Source organism: Psychrobacter sp. DD43, assembly GCF_904846555.1.
In the GTDB taxonomy this organism is placed as follows: domain Bacteria; phylum Pseudomonadota; class Gammaproteobacteria; order Pseudomonadales; family Moraxellaceae; genus Psychrobacter; species Psychrobacter cryohalolentis.
Genome location: NZ_CAJHBE010000017.1, coordinates 25,565 through 46,105, shown reverse-complemented (window position 1 = coordinate 46,105; position 20,541 = coordinate 25,565). Strand labels below are relative to the sequence as shown.

The 20,541-nt window shown below is 45.0% G+C and carries 12 protein-coding genes and 1 CRISPR repeat array; of the genes, 10 read left to right on the top strand and 2 right to left on the bottom strand.

Annotation, left to right across the window (positions count from 1 at the left end):
* Window positions 1-50: 50 nt before the first annotated feature.
* From cas5c to JMX89_RS09625, 10 genes are all read left to right on the top strand, one after another.
* On the top strand, window positions 51-785 hold the full coding sequence (gene cas5c / locus JMX89_RS09665) for a type I-C CRISPR-associated protein Cas5c (protein WP_181210931.1): 735 nt from the start codon (window positions 51-53) through the stop codon (window positions 783-785).
* A complete protein-coding gene (cas8c, locus tag JMX89_RS09660; RefSeq protein WP_181210932.1) occupies window positions 782-2,920 on the top strand; it encodes a type I-C CRISPR-associated protein Cas8c/Csd1 in 2,139 nt (712 codons plus the stop codon). Before cas5c ends, cas8c begins: the two co-directional genes overlap by 4 nt.
* Window positions 2,921-2,968: 48 nt before the next feature.
* Complete coding sequence (cas7c, locus tag JMX89_RS09655) at window positions 2,969-3,865, top strand: type I-C CRISPR-associated protein Cas7/Csd2 (protein ID WP_181210933.1); 897 nt, start codon at window positions 2,969-2,971, stop codon at window positions 3,863-3,865.
* 86 nt (window positions 3,866-3,951) lie between these two features.
* The gene (gene cas4 / locus JMX89_RS09650; RefSeq protein WP_181210934.1) at window positions 3,952-4,578 is read left to right on the top strand and encodes a CRISPR-associated protein Cas4; all 627 of its coding nucleotides are present in this window, start codon (window positions 3,952-3,954) and stop codon (window positions 4,576-4,578) included.
* Between the two features lie 63 nt (window positions 4,579-4,641).
* The gene (gene cas1c, locus JMX89_RS09645; RefSeq protein WP_181210935.1) at window positions 4,642-5,673 is read left to right on the top strand and encodes a type I-C CRISPR-associated endonuclease Cas1c; all 1,032 of its coding nucleotides are present in this window, start codon (window positions 4,642-4,644) and stop codon (window positions 5,671-5,673) included.
* 50 nt (window positions 5,674-5,723) lie between these two features.
* Window positions 5,724-6,014 carry a CRISPR-associated endonuclease Cas2 gene (cas2, locus tag JMX89_RS09640; protein ID WP_181210936.1) on the top strand — a complete coding sequence of 97 codons (291 nt, stop codon included), beginning with the start codon at window positions 5,724-5,726 and terminating at the stop codon, window positions 6,012-6,014.
* A 244-nt stretch (window positions 6,015-6,258) separates the two neighbouring features.
* Window positions 6,259-13,047: direct repeats of the CRISPR family, unit length 32 nt; unit sequence GTTCGCACCTTCACGGGTGCGTGGATTGAAAC.
* A gap of 319 nt (window positions 13,048-13,366) precedes the next feature.
* Entirely contained in the window at window positions 13,367-13,726 is a 360-nt protein-coding gene (locus JMX89_RS12990) for a hypothetical protein (RefSeq protein ID WP_413786920.1), read from the top strand.
* Window positions 13,727-14,497: 771 nt separating this feature from the next.
* Window positions 14,498-14,821, top strand: coding sequence for a hypothetical protein (locus JMX89_RS09635; RefSeq protein ID WP_181210937.1), 324 nt, complete (start codon window positions 14,498-14,500; stop codon window positions 14,819-14,821).
* Between the two features lie 233 nt (window positions 14,822-15,054).
* A complete protein-coding gene (locus tag JMX89_RS09630; protein WP_181210938.1) occupies window positions 15,055-17,235 on the top strand; it encodes a site-specific integrase in 2,181 nt (726 codons plus the stop codon).
* Window positions 17,222-18,382 carry a hypothetical protein gene (locus JMX89_RS09625; protein ID WP_201532504.1) on the top strand — a complete coding sequence of 387 codons (1,161 nt, stop codon included), beginning with the start codon at window positions 17,222-17,224 and terminating at the stop codon, window positions 18,380-18,382. The genes JMX89_RS09630 and JMX89_RS09625 overlap by 14 nt, the downstream gene beginning before the upstream one ends.
* A 423-nt stretch (window positions 18,383-18,805) precedes the next feature.
* Here JMX89_RS09625 and JMX89_RS09620 read toward each other — a convergent pair whose 3' ends face one another.
* Together JMX89_RS09620 and JMX89_RS09615 are read right to left on the bottom strand one after the other, a co-directional pair.
* Entirely contained in the window at window positions 18,806-19,138 is a 333-nt protein-coding gene (locus JMX89_RS09620; protein WP_201532503.1) for a hypothetical protein, read from the bottom strand.
* A gap of 434 nt (window positions 19,139-19,572) precedes the next feature.
* Window positions 19,573-20,511 carry a response regulator gene (locus JMX89_RS09615; RefSeq protein ID WP_201532502.1) on the bottom strand — a complete coding sequence of 313 codons (939 nt, stop codon included), beginning with the start codon at window positions 20,509-20,511 and terminating at the stop codon, window positions 19,573-19,575.
* Window positions 20,512-20,541 lie beyond the last annotated feature (30 nt).

Below are 20,541 nucleotides of genomic sequence, written 5' to 3'. Positions count from 1 at the left end.
AAGCTTCGTTTTGGAGGCTTGCATTATTCATTAAAAGGAACTGACATGATATGAAAGAAAATAAAATCGAATTTCTACTCACCGGACGACATGCTCTATTTACCGATCCCATCACTCGTATTGGCGGTGAAAAAACCAGCTATCATCTGCCAACGTATGAAGCGCTAAAAGGGGTCTGCAAAAGCATTTATTGGAAACCCTCCATCATCTGGTATGTCGATAAAGTACGGGTGATAAATCCCATTCGCACCCAAACCAAAGGCATGAAGCCCATCAAGTTTCACAAAGATGAAAATGATTTGGCTTATTACACTTACTTGCATGATGTCGCTTATCAAGTGCAAGCACATTTTGAATGGAATATGCACCGCCCAGAACTTGCCGCTGATCGTATTGATGGCAAGCACTATAGCATCGCTCAGCGTATGGTGGATAAAGGCGGTCGCCAAGATATATTTTTAGGTGCTAGAGAGTGCCAAGGCTATATTGAACCTTGCGAATTTGGTAATGGTAAAGGTGCTTATGATGATACGCCGGAGCTAAGTTATGGGCTGATGTTTCATAGCTTTGCCTATCCTGATGAAACTGGCGTAGACGAGCTACACAGTCGATTTTTTCGGGCAGTGATGGAGCATGGCGTTGTGGAGTTTCCCAAGCCGACGGACGATTTAGCTGCCGATAGCAATAATGGTATGCCCAATCGCTTTGTGCGCGCAATGACAGCCAAAAGTTTTACGCTTGATGACAATATTGAGTCAGTCAGCCAAACGGAGGCGACGCTATGAGTTGGTTACAGCGGTTATATCAAACGTATGAGCTGGCTAGCCAAAATGAAGAGATTCAAGCGCAAGATCATGCTTTGATGCCTTATTACCACGTCAATCAAAACATACAAATCATCGCCACCATCAATAATAAAGGCGACTTTGTTAGAGCAGAAATCTGCCGAGAGGATAGCGGCAAAGTCAAATCCAAATACCTTGCCATTCCTGCGACTAACGATTCTGCTAACCGCACTTCGGGCGCAGTCGCCCATCCGTTATCAGACAAATTGCAATATGTGGCTAAAGATTTCCATAATTATAGTGATGGTAGTAAAGTTGATTTGTATCCTCTATACGAAGAAGTGCTTTCTACTTGGTGTGAGTCAAACTATACCCATCCAAAGGCACAAGCGGTGCTAAATTATGTCCAAAAAGGTACGCTGGTCAAAGATTTACTTAACGCTAAAGTGTTGATTGCAGATCCAGATGACAATGAAAAGCTGGCGTATCCTGCGCAAGCTGGCGACTATCCAGACAGTATTTTATCCTCATTGAATAAGAATAAGGGCGTATTTGACCAAGGCGCGGCGTTTGTTGCGTGGCAAGTCATCAATAGCGAATTGGGCAGTCAAGCCAAATCAAGCCAAGCTGAAACGTGGAAAGATGACAGCTTATTTGAGTCATGGCAGCAGTTTTATGCCACCCTTGATAGCACAGATGGCTTTTGTTATATCACCGGTCAAAACCGACCGCTTGCCAGCAAACATCCCAATCGTATTTTGCGAAGTGCGACCAATGCCAAGCTCATCTCCGCCAATGATATGGACAGCTTTACCTTTTTAGGACGCTTTACGGACAATAAAGCTTCTATCAAAGCGCAAGGCTTACAAGGCGCGAATATCAGTGCCGTGGTCACCGAAAAAGCCCATGCCGCGCTCTCTTGGTTACTGACACGTCAAGGGCGCGAGGAGGCAGGACAAGCGGTCGTCGCTTGGGCAATCTCTGGCACAAACACGCTACAGCCAACAGAACCCTTGGATAAGAGCACGGTTTTTGATGTGGTCGAAAACGCTGAACAAAGTGAGCAGATACATTTTGAAGCGCCCGATGCTGACGAATTTGAAAATATGGACAGTGAAGATGATGAAGACAGCGAGCAAGAGAGCGCTGTCACAGATGAAAAAGCGCCTTTACCCTTTAAGCACAGTAACAATCTAGGTCATTTATTTGCTACCCATTTAAACAACACCATGCAAGGTTACCGGCAAAAGCTTGCCGCGCATGACCAGATTTCTATCATAACTTTGGAGGCGGCGACCCCTGGACGCATGGCGGTCACTTATTATCACGAGAGTATGCCAAACGATTATATTGACGCGCTAGAATCTTGGCATCAGCAATTTGCGTGGTATTTCACTTATGCCGATCCTGACAGTGGTGAGCGTAAATTAACGCTCAAAGCACCAACGCCCAAGCAAATTGCCCAAGTGGCTTATGGCGCGCGTCTGTCTGATGCGCTAAAAAAACAGGTCGTCTCGCAAGTACTGCCTTGTATCGTTGAGGGAGCGGCAAGGCAGTTTCCTTGGCAATTGGTCGATTTGTCCATCAAACGCGCTTGCAATCCGCTGGCATTAGAGAAATGGGAATGGGAGCAAGCTATTGGCGTCGCCTGTGCCTTATACCGTGGCTATTATTTGCGTCAATCAGAATCTAAAAAAAGGAGCTATACCGTGGCATTACAAACCGATTATACCAGCCGTGATTATTTATATGGTCGCCTATTGGCCGTTGCTGAAGATATCGAGAGCCTAGCGTTATTTATAGCAGGCGAAAAACGCAATACCACCGCGCAGCGTTACATGCAGCAATTTGCCAATCGCCCCTTTACCACATGGCGCAATATCGAGCTGGCACTCAAGCCTTATGAGAACCGCTTAAAGTCCAATCGTGGCGGTTATCTGGCTAATAAACAAGACTTGATTGACCAAATCATGAGCTTATTTAATGTTGAAGACTTTACCAATGATGCCGCCTTGTCAGGTGAGTTTTTACTGGGTTATCACAGCCAAAAAATGCAAATAAAACTGGATAAGCAGCAAGCAAAAAAGAATCGTCAAGACGAAAAATATTTAGAAAACACTGATGCAACGGCTTAATCTAAACTTTTAAATATCTGTATTTAAAACCTAATAAAAGGAAACCGTATGACCGCCTCTACTCAAAACCCTATCAATAATAAAATCGACTTTGCCATCATCATGGGCGTAACCAACGCCAACCCCAATGGCGACCCTTTAAACGGCAACCGTCCCCGCACGGACTTTGAAGGCAATGGTGAAATCACTGACGTTTGCCTAAAACGTAAAATTCGTGACCGTTTGCAAGAGTCTGGCGAGGCGATATTTATCCAATCTGATGAGAAAAAAACCGACGGCATGACCAGCCTAAAAAACCGTGCTTATGATGAAATAGTTGGCTTAGGTAAAGGCGCGTTTGAAGCCGATAAAAAAGAAAATATCGAAGCCAAACGTGATGAAACCGCAAAAAAAGCCTGTGATAAATGGTTTGATGTGCGCGCTTTTGGTCAAGTATTTGCCTTTAAAGCCGATGCTAAAAATGCCGATGGCGTATCTATTCCTATTCGCGGTCCTGTCACCATTCAATCTGCGTTTAGCTTACAGCCTGTCGATATTACCAGTACCCAAATTACCAAGAGCGTCAGCGGTGAAGGCGATGGCACCAAAAAAGGTAGCGACACTATGGGCATGAAGCACCGCGTTGACGAAGGTATCTATGTGACTTATGGTGCTATCACCCCACAATTGGCAGAGCGTACCGGATTCAGTGATGCCGATGCTGAAAAGCTAAAAGAGATTTTACCAAAGCTGTTTGAAGGCGATGCGTCATCAGCGCGTCCTGAAGGTAGCATGCAAGTTAAAAAGGTCGTTTGGTGGGAGCATAGTAGCAAATCCGGTCAATACTCCTCTGCAAAAGTACATCGTAGTTTAAAAGAACTGCTTGATGATAAAGGCGCGTTTGATGAGGCAGCGTTAACATCGGTGCTTGCAGGATTAACGCCTGAGATTATTGAAGGGTTTTAAGCTGTCATTAATTTTTAGATATTTGAGCAAGCTTTACATAGTGAAGTTTGCTTAAAACCTATTACTTAATAGAGAGTAAAATCATTATGCAAACCCTCTACCTATCTCGCCTACAACACTATCTCTTTTGCCCGCGTCAGTTTGCCCTAATTGAGCTGGAATGCGCGTGGGAGGAGAACTTGTTTACCGCTGAAGGGCAAGTCATGCACGAAAAGGTCAACTCTGGCGGGCATGATACGCGCGGTAATATTAAAACCGTGCGTACCTTGCGGTTAGGTCATGACGCACTGGGATTAGAGGGCGTGGCGGATGTGGTTGAATATCATACTGATGACGACGGCATCCAAGTGCCCTTCCCTATTGAGTATAAACGCGGTAAGCCCAAATCACACCGCGCCGATGAAGTGCAACTGTGCGCGCAAGCATTGTGCTTGGAGGACATGCACGACTGTATTGTTTCCAAAGGCGCACTTTTTTATGGCAAAACGCGCCGCCGTCACGCGGTAGATTTTGATGATGAGCTGCGGCAAATTACCTTAAATGCGATTAACGAGTGCCGTCATATTATAGAGAGCGGACAGACGCCAAAGCCCACTTATAGCACCAATAAATGCCGAAATTGCTCGCTTAAAGATATCTGTCACCCAAAGATTTTTAATAAAAATGCTCAAGCTTGGTTGAACAAAAAAATCAATCTGAGCTTAGAGGATTAGCATTGCTTCACTATTTAATTTACTGCTAATTTAACTACTTTTTTAGCCTAGATAAGGATACTCATGCGCCCACTAAAAAACACACTATTTGTGCAAACCCAAGGCGCATGGCTGAATAAGCAAGGCGAAAACGTCGTTATGAATATTGATCATGAAGTCAAAGGTCGTGTACCTATTCATAAGCTGGAGGCTATTGTTTGTTTCGGGCAAGTCTCAATTTCACCAGCACTTATGGCACATTGTACCGACAACGCGATGACCATTACGCATCTCAATCGCTATGGCAAGTTTCAAGCGCGTATTGAGGGCGCGGTCAGTGGTAATGTGCTGCTGCGCCGTGAGCAGTATCGCATTAGTGATGATGCGGCGCGGGTGCAGCCGATTTGTCATAGTATTATTTTGGGTAAAGTACACAATCAGCGTCAAGTGGTGCGCCGCTATCTGCGGGATTATAAATCTGGGTTAGATGAAAATATAGTTGATCGTTTAGAGTCGGTACAAGTACGACTTGAACGCGGACTGCATAAAATTCTAGCGGCCGAAAACTTACCTGATTTACTAGGTCGCGAAGGGGAAATGGCAAGCCTTTACTTCAGTGTGTTTCCTCATTTTATTCGTAATCCTGATTTTCATTTTGCCAAACGGACGCGTAATCCGCCGACTGATGCGATGAACGCGCTGCTGTCTTTTACTTATACACTGATGACCCATGAGTGTCGCAGTGCGCTGGAAACGGTCGGACTTGATCCTGCTTGCGGTGTGTTTCACCAGCTGCGCCCTGGTCGTCCTTCACTAGCGTTAGATCTAGTCGAAGAGTTCCGCCCTATTGTTGATCGGTTTGTATTATCGCTGGTCAATAAAAAGCAGCTGAGCAAGTCAGATTTTAAAACAGAGGCAAGCGGCGCGGTCTGGCTTAAAGATGAGGCACGGCAAACCTTTTTTAAGGCATGGCATGACCGTAAGCAGCAGACCATTTATCATGATTGGTTTGAGGAAACCGTACCGTTTGGATTGCTACCGCATTTGCAGGCCACGATTATGGCGCGGCATATCAGGGGCGATATTGATGCTTATATTCCGTTTTTGTGGAAGTAACGATAATTATAAAAACAGTAAGTATAAACGTAATAAAAAGGATTCATATTATGATGGTATTGGTGACTTATGACATCTGCTCAGAAGATGCAAACTTTGCAAAACGGTTACGTCACGTAGCCAAGCACTGTCTAAACTTTGGGCAGCGGGTGCAATATTCGGTATTTGAAATCGAGGTCAATCCTGCGGAGTGGGCTACTCTTAAAGCTAAGCTTGAGGACATTATTAATCATGATGTAGATAGTTTACGTTATTATTATCTTGGTAAAAACTGGCGGAATAAAGTGGAACACATTGGAGCAAAACCTGTGCTAGACTTAAACGATGTACTGCTATTTTAGCGGTTGTTATCATAAAATCTATTATTTGACCGTAATAAGGTCAATGCGAACCTATAGCGTACATAAAATCTCTAAGAGACTCGCAAAAGAGGCGTAATGCTATTTAACAACCTGATTTTATTACCTTTATTTTTTTATAATAAAAATTTAGTGAGTGTACTACTTGCCAAATTCGCTTGTGGTTTAGACGTTCGCAAATTCCAAGGTTTTTTCTTAACCTTATTAGTGACTTAGACCATAGGCAGTTCGCACCTTCACGGGTGCGTGGATTGAAACTCAGACAATTTGTCCGGTCTTGTCCATGGCTCATGTTCGCACCTTCACGGGTGCGTGGATTGAAACCATCAAAACGCATTGATGACATCATATATGATAGTTCGCACCTTCACGGGTGCGTGGATTGAAACATCGTTTAGAAACGCCAATCGCGCTGAGCGCCAGTTCGCACCTTCACGGGTGCGTGGATTGAAACATCACATTCATGCTCAAAATCATCACCATCATGGGTTCGCACCTTCACGGGTGCGTGGATTGAAACCTGCATTTGATACTTTGTTGAGTCGTGAATGATGTTCGCACCTTCACGGGTGCGTGGATTGAAACTCTTTTCGCACAAACCTTACGCGTTTGGCTAGTGGTTCGCACCTTCACGGGTGCGTGGATTGAAACACTAAGCCGTCAGCAAGCAACGCCCATTGCGTCTGTTCGCACCTTCACGGGTGCGTGGATTGAAACACTATCGGTCACGGGTTTATGTGCCGTTTACTTGTTCGCACCTTCACGGGTGCGTGGATTGAAACGTTCAAGGCGTTAAGCAAGCAACCAAGGCTGAGTTCGCACCTTCACGGGTGCGTGGATTGAAACATAATGATCTCTTTCGGTCATAGTAAATTGATTGCGTTCGCACCTTCACGGGTGCGTGGATTGAAACTGACATCGCGGTCTCAAAAGACTGGGCTTTGTTAGTTCGCACCTTCACGGGTGCGTGGATTGAAACACGAAATGGCGCAGGAATTTGCCTCACAAGCGGGTTCGCACCTTCACGGGTGCGTGGATTGAAACATTTATGATTTACTCCTAAGTGCTGTTAGGTGTGGTTCGCACCTTCACGGGTGCGTGGATTGAAACGGTTGTCTGGGTCATACTCTCTGTAAACTCGTCGTTCGCACCTTCACGGGTGCGTGGATTGAAACACTAATGACAATGAGATTTTAACAGCGTTAGATGTTCGCACCTTCACGGGTGCGTGGATTGAAACTGCCACCCAGCTCTTTAACTCTTGCGAGCTAAATGTTCGCACCTTCACGGGTGCGTGGATTGAAACCTGCTTGTACGCAAGTTTGTATAACGTCACCTTGGTTCGCACCTTCACGGGTGCGTGGATTGAAACATTCAGTATTGCTACGCGCTTAATCTGCACTCCGTTCGCACCTTCACGGGTGCGTGGATTGAAACATCTGCTCAAACATTCTTACTGTCAACCGAAGATCGTTCGCACCTTCACGGGTGCGTGGATTGAAACCCAGCAATGAGCAATTATCCGAAAAATAGCGATACGTTCGCACCTTCACGGGTGCGTGGATTGAAACACACCTAACAGCACTTAGGAGTAAATCATAAATGTTCGCACCTTCACGGGTGCGTGGATTGAAACCGCATTGGCTAAATGCTCCTGCACCTTACGCACGTTCGCACCTTCACGGGTGCGTGGATTGAAACTGCCCATGCAATCGCTGCGTCTGCTGGATTGGTAAGTTCGCACCTTCACGGGTGCGTGGATTGAAACATCGTAAACGAAGAAACGCGCAAGGCGAAGATGTTCGCACCTTCACGGGTGCGTGGATTGAAACTGTTGTTAAGCTCATAGGTATTGCCTCTTTGGTTGGTTCGCACCTTCACGGGTGCGTGGATTGAAACTCAAAACGAACATCAGGCACAATCACACACTCGCGTTCGCACCTTCACGGGTGCGTGGATTGAAACACAAAGCACTTGTCTGCGCTATCACGTTGGCTAGTTCGCACCTTCACGGGTGCGTGGATTGAAACTAGCCAGCATCGGCGTTATCGCATTATTAGTACGTTCGCACCTTCACGGGTGCGTGGATTGAAACCAGCGCACAGTTAGCGAAACAGTAACGCGCATGTTCGCACCTTCACGGGTGCGTGGATTGAAACATCTACAACGGTATTAGTGCCCTTAGTAATTAGTTCGCACCTTCACGGGTGCGTGGATTGAAACACCAGTAGTACGGCTAACAATGTGCCATGCCAGCGTTCGCACCTTCACGGGTGCGTGGATTGAAACTATATCACTAATATCACTTGCTAGGTATTCATTAGTTCGCACCTTCACGGGTGCGTGGATTGAAACAGATTCCTAATCCGGGAACGGGGAACGGCGCAACGTTCGCACCTTCACGGGTGCGTGGATTGAAACATATAACCTGTAAAGTTCATGGCGTTACCCTAGTTCGCACCTTCACGGGTGCGTGGATTGAAACAGTCACACCTAGATGGTTTTAATGCAAGCGAGAGTTCGCACCTTCACGGGTGCGTGGATTGAAACTTCGCAGTTCTTGTAAGGCGCATCACCCGTTTCGGTTCGCACCTTCACGGGTGCGTGGATTGAAACTATTGATGAGCCGTGGTATTCGTTAAGGCTGTCAGTTCGCACCTTCACGGGTGCGTGGATTGAAACATGCCTTACCCCTTGCTTGTTATATAGTCTAAGAGTTCGCACCTTCACGGGTGCGTGGATTGAAACGGCAGTCGCTGGCGTGATAGGAGATGCTTTTGACCGTTCGCACCTTCACGGGTGCGTGGATTGAAACCTGCTAAATACACCAGGGTTGTACCGCTAAAAGCGTTCGCACCTTCACGGGTGCGTGGATTGAAACAACAAATGGTAGCTGTTTGATGCGAATATCCACAGTTCGCACCTTCACGGGTGCGTGGATTGAAACAGATTAAAGGTTGTGAACTCCACACCAGTATCGGTTCGCACCTTCACGGGTGCGTGGATTGAAACTTGATTACAGGATACCATTGCTTATAGGTCTTGGTTCGCACCTTCACGGGTGCGTGGATTGAAACCTGTTATCTCTGTGCGACTATAACCATGATTTGCGTTCGCACCTTCACGGGTGCGTGGATTGAAACCTGCTCATCACGCCAGCTCCAAAATAGCTTCGGTTCGCACCTTCACGGGTGCGTGGATTGAAACATCAACCGTGAATTGATTGGTGTCGTATCGCTCGTTCGCACCTTCACGGGTGCGTGGATTGAAACAAGCTTAACGCGCTTAATCGACGCATTTACACGCCAGTTCGCACCTTCACGGGTGCGTGGATTGAAACACTCATGAGCCTACGGGCTTAGAGGTGACGTTTAAAGTTCGCACCTTCACGGGTGCGTGGATTGAAACTTGCATACGCACCTCACAATTTAGGCTGTTTAATGTTCGCACCTTCACGGGTGCGTGGATTGAAACTGGTCTACACACGGAAGGCGACGACGCTTTTTTGTTCGCACCTTCACGGGTGCGTGGATTGAAACGATCACATATTCAACAGATACGCCGATGACATCGCGTTCGCACCTTCACGGGTGCGTGGATTGAAACGATATAAGGCACTAGGTAACAGCATGGCGGTAAAGTTCGCACCTTCACGGGTGCGTGGATTGAAACATCAAGCCAAAACCTGCAATCTTACCGCCTGAATGTTCGCACCTTCACGGGTGCGTGGATTGAAACACCTTCGGATAAACCAATAATCATTTTTAGGCGTTCGCACCTTCACGGGTGCGTGGATTGAAACTTTAAGTAGCATTTGCTCATCTGCTGCTAGGCTTGTTCGCACCTTCACGGGTGCGTGGATTGAAACTTTAAGTAGCATTTGCTCATCTGCTGCTAGGCTTGTTCGCACCTTCACGGGTGCGTGGATTGAAACGTGACATAGATATAGGATGCGCGTAAACAACGTCGTTCGCACCTTCACGGGTGCGTGGATTGAAACATTGTTCGCGTGCCAGCCTTATGCTTCTCAAATGTTCGCACCTTCACGGGTGCGTGGATTGAAACTGCTATGTTTGATAAAAACGATAATCCCACTACGTTCGCACCTTCACGGGTGCGTGGATTGAAACGTAAAGTTACCGTATAAGGATTATAAAGATGGCGTTCGCACCTTCACGGGTGCGTGGATTGAAACATCGCGCCACCGCTAAACAGCAGATTAACCACTGGTTCGCACCTTCACGGGTGCGTGGATTGAAACTTCACACTCTTTTGTGGCTAGCATAAGCCAATGAGTTCGCACCTTCACGGGTGCGTGGATTGAAACCTCATCGCTTATATGCTCAAATGCCTCATATCTAGCGTTCGCACCTTCACGGGTGCGTGGATTGAAACTCACCCATTAACACTATTTGATTATTATCAAGCGTTCGCACCTTCACGGGTGCGTGGATTGAAACACCAACGACCACTCAATGATGCACGCAATGGCGTTCGCACCTTCACGGGTGCGTGGATTGAAACAGCAGAACGGGCAGCCATCGAACAGTCCTACATGGTTCGCACCTTCACGGGTGCGTGGATTGAAACCGCTTGAGATTGACCGCATAAGAGCAAGCGAGCTTGTTCGCACCTTCACGGGTGCGTGGATTGAAACACCAGATTAGCAACAGTAGGGGAGTATACGTATGTTCGCACCTTCACGGGTGCGTGGATTGAAACTTCATAGAGCATAATAGGTTAACCGAGGCTTTAGGTTCGCACCTTCACGGGTGCGTGGATTGAAACTCCCAACACTGTTCATTCTCTCCCCAATCAAGGTTCGCACCTTCACGGGTGCGTGGATTGAAACGCCAGCAGACACTATAACTTCGTCAACTGAGTTTTGTTCGCACCTTCACGGGTGCGTGGATTGAAACACGCCCGATGCAAAATCAAGATTGATAATATCGTTCGCACCTTCACGGGTGCGTGGATTGAAACTCGTTCTTCTGTGCGTCTGCGTGTTAATCCTTTGGTTCGCACCTTCACGGGTGCGTGGATTGAAACATTTGGTAGTTTGAAGGCTTGTAGGCTATTGATTGTTCGCACCTTCACGGGTGCGTGGATTGAAACTCGTTCTTCTGTGCGCCTACGTGTTAAACCTGGTGTTCGCACCTTCACGGGTGCGTGGATTGAAACTACTACTTGCCCTACTGGTTCAGTATGGTTATGAGTTCGCACCTTCACGGGTGCGTGGATTGAAACATATTGGATAGCAATAGTGGCGCAGCTGATGCGGGTTCGCACCTTCACGGGTGCGTGGATTGAAACTTTAAAAGAATGATTGCATCTTCAAAGCTATCGTTCGCACCTTCACGGGTGCGTGGATTGAAACATCTATCTTACGCCTTACTCTGCGAGCGGTAGGTTCGCACCTTCACGGGTGCGTGGATTGAAACTCACGACTAGCGTAATACGCTAACGCTTTGGTGTTCGCACCTTCACGGGTGCGTGGATTGAAACTTCAGGAGTCATAGTGGTGTCCTTTTGCGTATTGTTCGCACCTTCACGGGTGCGTGGATTGAAACGTGCCAAGGTTGGTGACGCTTTTAATCTTGAATCGTTCGCACCTTCACGGGTGCGTGGATTGAAACACGGGTCTAACTGACAAGAACGGTGTTGAGATTTGTTCGCACCTTCACGGGTGCGTGGATTGAAACTACGAGTGATTATTAATATACTGAACCGTCAGGAGTTCGCACCTTCACGGGTGCGTGGATTGAAACAGAACTACTTTTGATACCCATATCCATAGTGATGTTCGCACCTTCACGGGTGCGTGGATTGAAACTTACCTGCTCTGTATAGATATTTAAAGCAATTCGTTCGCACCTTCACGGGTGCGTGGATTGAAACATGAGCCGTGTCGATAAAATAGAAGCGTTAGACGTTCGCACCTTCACGGGTGCGTGGATTGAAACGATGGACGAGGAGTTTGTAAAAATTAGCGAAACGTTCGCACCTTCACGGGTGCGTGGATTGAAACATCGATGAGGTGCTGAATGACCAAAGCAAAGACGAGTTCGCACCTTCACGGGTGCGTGGATTGAAACACCGATCAACTGAGGGACAGCGAGAGCAAGCGCGTTCGCACCTTCACGGGTGCGTGGATTGAAACTATCAATCCGTCAATATCGCCCCATCCGTTAGGTGTTCGCACCTTCACGGGTGCGTGGATTGAAACATCAAGACCGTAAGCAAAAATTCGTTATTGAGTGGTTCGCACCTTCACGGGTGCGTGGATTGAAACTAAAAATGCCGACTCATCAATAAAATACAATGATGTTCGCACCTTCACGGGTGCGTGGATTGAAACATGAGATTGAGCAGCAACCGCGCTGGCGTGCTATGTTCGCACCTTCACGGGTGCGTGGATTGAAACCCACAGAAACGCGCTGAGAACAAGCCAAACGGCGGTTCGCACCTTCACGGGTGCGTGGATTGAAACCCAAAAGAGATTGACCGCATAAGAGTGAGCGAGCGTTCGCACCTTCACGGGTGCGTGGATTGAAACAGCATCGACCGCTTAAAAGACATACGTGACTGGTTCGCACCTTCACGGGTGCGTGGATTGAAACTAGTTTTTGGGCGAGAAATGACCTGGAGATATACGTTCGCACCTTCACGGGTGCGTGGATTGAAACGGATTGCGTTGGTAATGCGTTCGCATTGCCTTCGCGTTCGCACCTTCACGGGTGCGTGGATTGAAACTTGCAGCTGCTTAATGAACGCATCAAACATTGCGTTCGCACCTTCACGGGTGCGTGGATTGAAACCAAGACGCAAGATGATGGCGGTTGCAATGAGTGAGGGTTCGCACCTTCACGGGTGCGTGGATTGAAACTGGCGTTGGGTCAGCTCTATCAGTCAGATTCAGGGTTCGCACCTTCACGGGTGCGTGGATTGAAACTTTTAGTAAAGAAAATAAACCAAAACAAACAGTTCGCACCTTCACGGGTGCGTGGATTGAAACTTCCTCACCTTCGCTTAAGGTGCGAATAGCAAGTTCGCGTCCATCACGGGCGCGTGGATTGAAACGATATCATGCGGCGCAAAGTGTCCGCCATAATCTTCGCGTCCATCACGGGCGCGTGGATTGAAACAAAACGTATTACGAAAAGATGATAAGTGAGGAATTCGCGTCCATCACGGGCGCGTGGATTGAAACCAGCGGTCGATAGTTTGCTACGCGTGATTACTTTCGCGTCCATCACGGGCGCGTGGATTGAAACAGTGCGATAACCGTTTCTGCTGTCTCCAAGTCGTCTTCGCGTCCATCACGGGCGCGTGGATTGAAACCCTATGGTGAGATGTTGACATTACCGCTTGAATTCGCGTCCATCACGGGCGCGTGGATTGAAACGGCATTAGCAATGACTTTTGCAGCAACAGTATCTTCGCGTCCATCACGGGCGCGTGGATTGAAACTAATTCTGTACCTAATTATAAATATATCCCTATTCGCGTCCATCACGGGCGCGTGGATTGAAACAAAACAGACGCCCGATTGGTATGTCGAGCCGTTATTCGCGTCCATCACGGGCGCGTGGATTGAAACCACGCCCTGTGCGCCAAGAAATGAGCCTGAATATTCGCGTCCATCACGGGCGCGTGGATTGAAACATAATCATTACTCTATCATTAGTGTGTAGTAAATTCGCGTCCATCACGGGCGCGTGGATTGAAACTTATTGTAGTTATCCCAAGCCCATTCTTTAGCATCTTCGCGTCCATCACGGGCGCGTGGATTGAAACTTTACTGCGTGTTGGATGCAGCCGCTATTATCTTTCGCGTCCATCACGGGCGCGTGGATTGAAACGACACAGCAAGCGGTTATGGCTTTGGCTTGAATAAGTTCGCACCCATCACGGGTGTGTGGATTGAAAAGGGGATATAGGCAGTCGCTTAGCTGCAATTAATTTTCGCACCCATCACGGGTGTGTGGATTGAAACACGATCAATAAGCGTGTAGTACGCCTGATCGTTTCGCACCCATCACGGGTGTGTGGATTGAAATACTTCTAGTTAACTAACTTTTCAAATTTGGGCGTAGATCCTATATCTATAAACATAAAACTAAATAGCACGTCATATGCTGTCGCTTAATTTAAGTTTTTGCCTCAAAACCTCACAAATTGGCTTTTAATTGTTTGCTAATACTCGTAAATTATTAGTGGAGGTCAATACACAGGATATAACGACCAAGTCATCAACTCGATATCTTAGTGGGAAAGATATGAAATCACTATCGATCGCTAAACTACAAACAATCAATGTGCTTGTATATTCAGAAATCATTAGTCTGTTTGATATTTATACCTGCCATATCAGACCACTTCTGAATAGCTAGGCTATCGAACTTGAGCAAAGTAATGCTTGCTCAAAACTTACCTGCTTTGTGAAAGAGGAGGAAAAGTGGTTCTTGCTCAATAACTTTGAGCTATTGCATATAGCAAAAAGCCCTTATATTGATTTTGATGTATTAAGAAAAGAAGTAGACGTGAAATATATACCAAAGAATCAGTTTGATTTTGACATCAGTTTTTACGAGCTTACCAAGCTCATTGCTCAACATAACAAGAAGATAGATATCAAGCTCATTTACACGCAGCTAAACAAAATCTTGGATCGAGAGATGAATAAAAAATTATTTGGTAAAAATATTTTTACTATTGCTACATTTTGTCGGCTTATAAATATAAGTGAGCAAACTTATTACAAGCGACCTTCTGAGGGTGTTTTATGACTGAGAATACTGAGAATGACCAAAATTTTATATATCCAAAAACAGTATCGACTGCCATATCTGAGATCACTTTAGCAGTACACAATAGCTATAGACAGCCAGATGATAATCCTCAAAACCTACTAAGATTAACATTACAGGTATTACAAAGAAGGCCAGTCCCTCGGCTTTCTTTGACTATTAGTAAATCAGAACTAGCAAAAAAACCACTCATCATGCAATTGCTCATTCTCATGCAACATTCTATCAATGAACATCAGCATGACTACCTACAGAAACGGTTAATTTGGCTAGCCATAGCAATGCACACCAGTGTGATGCTGATGCAGCATAGTACAAAACAACACACCAAAAATATACTGATGCAATTTAAACAGGCGCAGTTTTCAGGATCTCCTAGACGAATATGGATTTGGCATGAACTACCTGATTTACCTCAAATGAGCATGCGTGTGGAAAGCATATGTACCATTTTCACTGATCTATTAGAGCAGCAAAAAAGTGCATATGAATTGTTAAATGATAAGCAAGCTACTCATGCCGAAGAAAAGAAAGTAGCAAAAGATAAACTGAGCCAAATAGAAAAAATAACGACCGCCTATAAAAATGCGCATGCGTTACGCAAGCCTAGACCCAAGTATAAGAAGCCGCCTAAACATATTAAAATTATAGCTATCAACTTAGCAGACAACACATCGAAATTACCCTTAGACTCTACTGCAACGAGTCACAACTGGAATACTACGCCTAGTAATGATGCATGGGGTAACACACATGATGATATAGAACACAGCGCTATCGCCATAGATTTTGCATTTTTAGAAGCTAATACTGAAAGCCATGAAGGGTTAACCACCAGCTTTGAAGAGCGTATTGACCACTATGAGGCACCCTATGTCAGCTATGGCGAATATCCAAACCCGTTAATCAAAAACTCTATACCGCTCCAAACTATAGATTTATCGCTACAGCAAAACTATATATCTCAGCGCAATCTCGCGCTTAACTCTAACACGCGCTTACTCGCCCTTGCCGGCTATCAAGCGTTATTTTCTGCGCTCAACCAAGACGCAAGCACCTTACCAGAATCAGAGACTGATAAAACCTGTGCGGGTATTTTACTGTTATCTATGATTACCGGGCTGCCAGTTAAGTCCTTACTAATACCCGGCTATATCGGTCATCGTGACATCTTTAACCTTAATGGTAAAAAGTATTACATTAAACACAGCTTAGGTATTACTAAAAGGTCCACAAGCCAAACATTGCCCGAAAAGGATTATGAAAATATTTTTGATACCATCAAAGTTCCACTGCCATTGTGGCTTATAGATGATTTACTTGCTTGCGAGTTGCCATTAAAAGAAGATTTTACGGCTTATCTTGCCGCCTTACGTAGCAGCCTTGGATTGCCTTACCTGTCCGTCAATCGTATAGAGACTGCACTACATGTCGTGCTCTCTCGCTATACGCCAGATTGCCATGCGCATATCGCTGATATCATCTGTCGTACGCCTGCGCCCCATGCTCCTGCGATGTACTATAGTAGCCACACCAGCGAAGCACTTATGGCTCACTATAAATCAGCACTGGGTATATTTAATAGCAACAGTGATTTTGACTTAACTTATATCACCCCTTGGCATAAATATACGGTGGGCTCAGCGTTTGCGCTGAAGATTGAGACAGTTTGCGACATCGTAAATGAGATGAAGTACTGGACCGATCAAAGTTCAAACGATGAGGAGCTCTTTAATAGAACCAGTATTTTTGTATGGTTTGTCTTTTGCCTTTTAACCGGCGTGCGACCAAACAACGGTCTTGGCAGGATGTACGATATCGATCTTGATATGGGTTGGCTGCTCATCAATGACAAGCCAGTTAAGAAGGTCAAAAGTGATCGTCTCATTCCGCTATGCCCCACACTTATACGCCATCTAACAGACTATAGAGCGTATTTAATCAACTATCAGGCAAAGCACCAAGGTCATCATGATATCAGCGCTATCATTGACAATATACGTTTAGGTAATGATGAAGCACTATTAAAGCTGTTGTCTGAGCGAGCTCCTACTGCTAACTCTCCTACTCTTAAAGACATTAAGCGTGGCGATGCTTATCATATGACCAAGCACATCATTGACGCCAATCCCTATTGGACACGTCACTTTGTTCGTACGCAGCTTGAAAAGCTTGGCGTTTCCTTATCGCTGATTAACACGGTTATTGGTCATGAAAAAGCTCGTCAAGAAGTATTGGGGCGCTTCTCATCAAGTAGTAAAGCAGATATTAAGCGTGTAGCATCCGTGTTTGAACAGATCGCAGCACAGCTTGGGTTATCAGATATCACAGTTAACCACTATCCAAATCATGTTGGCACAAGCACTGCAGAGGTTGACCATGCTAATAAATGAAATACAGCTACCAAAAATTATTGATGACTTAGCAAAGTTTGATGGTAGAAAAAAGCGCTACGTGCCTTATCCATCTATAATCAAAGACAGTGACACAGTGAGGACACGTGAGATACAGCTACTCGCCGATTTACAGACTGAGTGGGAGTCATTGAAAAGGATTCATCCTGGAAGTATTGGATTCATAAAGTCTTTCAATAAATCTTACCAACAAGCGCTTTGGCCCGATGAGCGCATCTTTTCATTTTTGCCAAGCTCTAGCGATTATTTTGATTTGTCATGGCTATCTTGGAGTCAATCTTTAAACCAATTTCAGGGAGAGCTTTATAAGCAATTGAAACCATTGTCTCAAGAGGGATTTGATGAGTTTCAGCCAATCATTGAAAACAAAATTGCAAAAGCTTACGAGTCATCTAGAACACTCAAGCATGTCTGGCAAGTCGTCGTTAAGTTCATTGACTATCAAAATAAGCACTATATGCTTGCTGAGCATCACTATCCTAAAATAATCGCGCCACAGCCTACTAAAATCAATCCACTAATTACAAATACAGCTTGGTTAAAAGACGGTAAGGCACTGGTCAAAATTATTAGCGCAGTAGAGCATAATTGGGAGCAAACAACCGATTACAGCCAAGAGAAAATCATAGGCTGGCTGATATTCTCAGGGATTATATATGGCGGCATTAACGAGGTACAAATGCTTCAAGGGTGGCTTATCTCATTGCTCGCCAAAGAGTATCAGCCATTCATCAAAGAAAGGATAGTAATCTCACCGCGTTTTGTGCAAAAGCGCTTTGGTAACGAGCGAGAAGAAGAAAGTGACCAGCTTTATAACACCAAGCAAATCGTTGTAGATATGGTCAGTCAGTGTTGGCTGATGCGTTATCATACAAAAAGTAGTCAAGTAGAGTTTGAACCTATCATTGCCAAACTGTCAGAAGATAAGATAAAACAATACTTGGCCGTGGCTTTGTCTGACGTGATCAAGCCTTTGGGTATTAAGCCACTTCCCTTTTCAAGGTTTTTATATTATGCCAGTTACTACTGGGAGGATCTCGATGACGCTAGTATTGAGCTATGCTCAGAAAAATGTAGAACCAAACTTGGTAAACTAAGTGTATTAACAGAAGCTTATCGTGACTAAGAAAGCTAGAAATTTATGACTGATCCAAGCTGCTAATCTTATAGGAACTAGAGCGTTTCATCAGTTTGCTCTATAGTCTAATCCATATAAAACCGATACATCATGTTTTGAGGCAGCACTAGTATAAATTTTTCTAGCTTACTGTGCCTGCGCAGACAGAGGCTGCAAAAAATTCATTCTAGTCCCGCTGTATCGTTTTTATACTGAGCTTACTATATCATTATCGCCTCAACATAAAAAAAACGAAAGAACCAGAGAGGTATCTTTCGTTTAGGACTTGCTTAGCTATACTTAGTGAAACTCATACAGTATAGAAAATATAACACAACAGTGCGGCGTGGCTTAAGTCATATCATAACACCTAGACAAACACGCTCTTCCTTGCTTTATTTTTTATAGTTTATTAACTTGGTTAACATACCACTACATCATCTCCTTATTAATACAATCATCCTTATGCAGTGCGTTATAGAGCTTCGTCTCTGCAACTTTTATTAATGCCTCACGCTTAGCAAAATCGTAACTTTGGGTAGCATTGGCATCAAATAATCGGTCTTGATTGTTCTCTTCTTGCCACCCAATGATACTCTGCAAAAGCTGGGCACAATAAGCTTCATGCGCCTCATCAAACAAGGGCGTATCGGCGGTAGGTGCACTACCAATATCATCTGAGACCGTAGTGATTGCTAACATCATGATGGCGTCAAAACTTTGCTGACTAACTTGTATATCACTAAGCTTTTTTGTGGCGAACATTATCTTTCCCGCTGTCTTGTACTTAAGAATTTATAATTCGCTATACTAAATTTCTGATGTGACAAACTAATGACATCATCACAATTATTGTAATTAACTACAGCTTTCAACTGAACCGTTCCGGTATTGCTGGACACTCAACAGGGACTCGTATAAAGCCCATAAGAACCTATTAAACCGCAATTTTAACCCAACTACGCTCAATCAAATTTAGACGGGCGATGTCACTTATATTCGTATCAAAAGCGGCTGGTGCTATCTAGCCGTTGTTTTAGATTTATATGCCCGGCGTGTGGTGGGCTTTACCATCTCAGTCTCAGACTCCCCTGACAGACAGTGTACTGACCGCTAAGGCGCGACAGATGACATATCACAGCAGTCAGACATTCGCTGAAGCTAGGAGTGCCATTATTGATTATATCTGAGGCTATATTCTATCTAATAATGCGCCAACCTCTGAACTTGGCAAAGAAACCCTTAAGTCTCTCAGAAAAATTCAAAGCCTCCAATTCTGTCACTTCTTCGACGTGATGGCGAGCCGCCAGTATCGGCTGTTCTACCAATCTTTCGTGATGATCAAAAGCGCGATCCAGACTGATACTCATGATAGAGAAGTTGGTCGGCCGTGGTAGACAGCGATATACTTGACCTTTATTAATTAAATCAATGACCATATGGGCGTCTTTGAATTCAGTCAGCATCAGAACCATCAAATCTGGCTGGATGTTTTTTAAGGCATAAACAATGGGGGTAATATTTTCTTTATTGAGTGTCGAATCCGTAATAGTGACGCCAAAGCGTTTTTTTTGTAATAACTTTGCTGCCTGTTCAAGGTTACTGGCCCAACTCACGGTATAAGCACTCTTAAAGTGACTTTTTATTTGCTGATAGACGCTCTCGTCGTCATCTAATACCAATATATTACGATTGCTACCAGTGATGCCACCACTAACTTTTTGAGTATCATTACCTTGCATAGTGTTTTGGGTGATTTCTTGAGTTTGCTGAGCAATTTCTGTGGCTTTATTGACGATTTGTTTAAGCTCATCATTTTGCCATGGCTTTGTGATATAACGATAAATTTCGCCCTCGTTCACAGAGTCAATCACTGCATTCAAATCAGCATAGCCAGTCAGTAAAATACGCAGTGTATTTGGTGAGGCCGCTTTGATATCACGTAACACTTCTGTACCTTGCTTATCTGGCATGCGTTGGTCGCTGATGACCACTTGCACATCATGCTCGCTGACATACTTCATCAATTCGCTAGCATCAGTGGTGATAAATACATCATGTGACTGGCGAAAATGCATTTTTAAACTGCGTAAAATACGTGGCTCATCATCGATAAAAGCGATTTTTGGTTTTTGCATGACGCTCTCTTTAAATAAGTGATGGGAAGT

Excerpts from the sequence above, each read along its gene's own strand:
- cas5c (WP_181210931.1), top strand. The coding sequence starts at position 51 with ATGAAAGAAAATAAAATCGAATTTCTACTCACCGGACGACATGCTCTA.
- cas1c (WP_181210935.1), top strand. The coding sequence starts at position 4,642 with ATGCGCCCACTAAAAAACACACTATTTGTGCAAACCCAAGGCGCATGG.
- JMX89_RS09615 (WP_201532502.1), bottom strand. The coding sequence starts at position 20,511 with ATGCAAAAACCAAAAATCGCTTTTATCGATGATGAGCCACGTATTTTA.
- JMX89_RS09630 (WP_181210938.1), top strand. The coding sequence starts at position 15,055 with ATGCAACATTCTATCAATGAACATCAGCATGACTACCTACAGAAACGG.
- cas2 (WP_181210936.1), top strand. The coding sequence starts at position 5,724 with ATGATGGTATTGGTGACTTATGACATCTGCTCAGAAGATGCAAACTTT.
- JMX89_RS09620 (WP_201532503.1), bottom strand. The coding sequence starts at position 19,138 with ATGTTCGCCACAAAAAAGCTTAGTGATATACAAGTTAGTCAGCAAAGT.
- cas8c (WP_181210932.1), top strand. The coding sequence starts at position 782 with ATGAGTTGGTTACAGCGGTTATATCAAACGTATGAGCTGGCTAGCCAA.
- cas4 (WP_181210934.1), top strand. The coding sequence starts at position 3,952 with ATGCAAACCCTCTACCTATCTCGCCTACAACACTATCTCTTTTGCCCG.
- cas7c (WP_181210933.1), top strand. The coding sequence starts at position 2,969 with ATGACCGCCTCTACTCAAAACCCTATCAATAATAAAATCGACTTTGCC.
- JMX89_RS09625 (WP_201532504.1), top strand. The coding sequence starts at position 17,222 with ATGCTAATAAATGAAATACAGCTACCAAAAATTATTGATGACTTAGCA.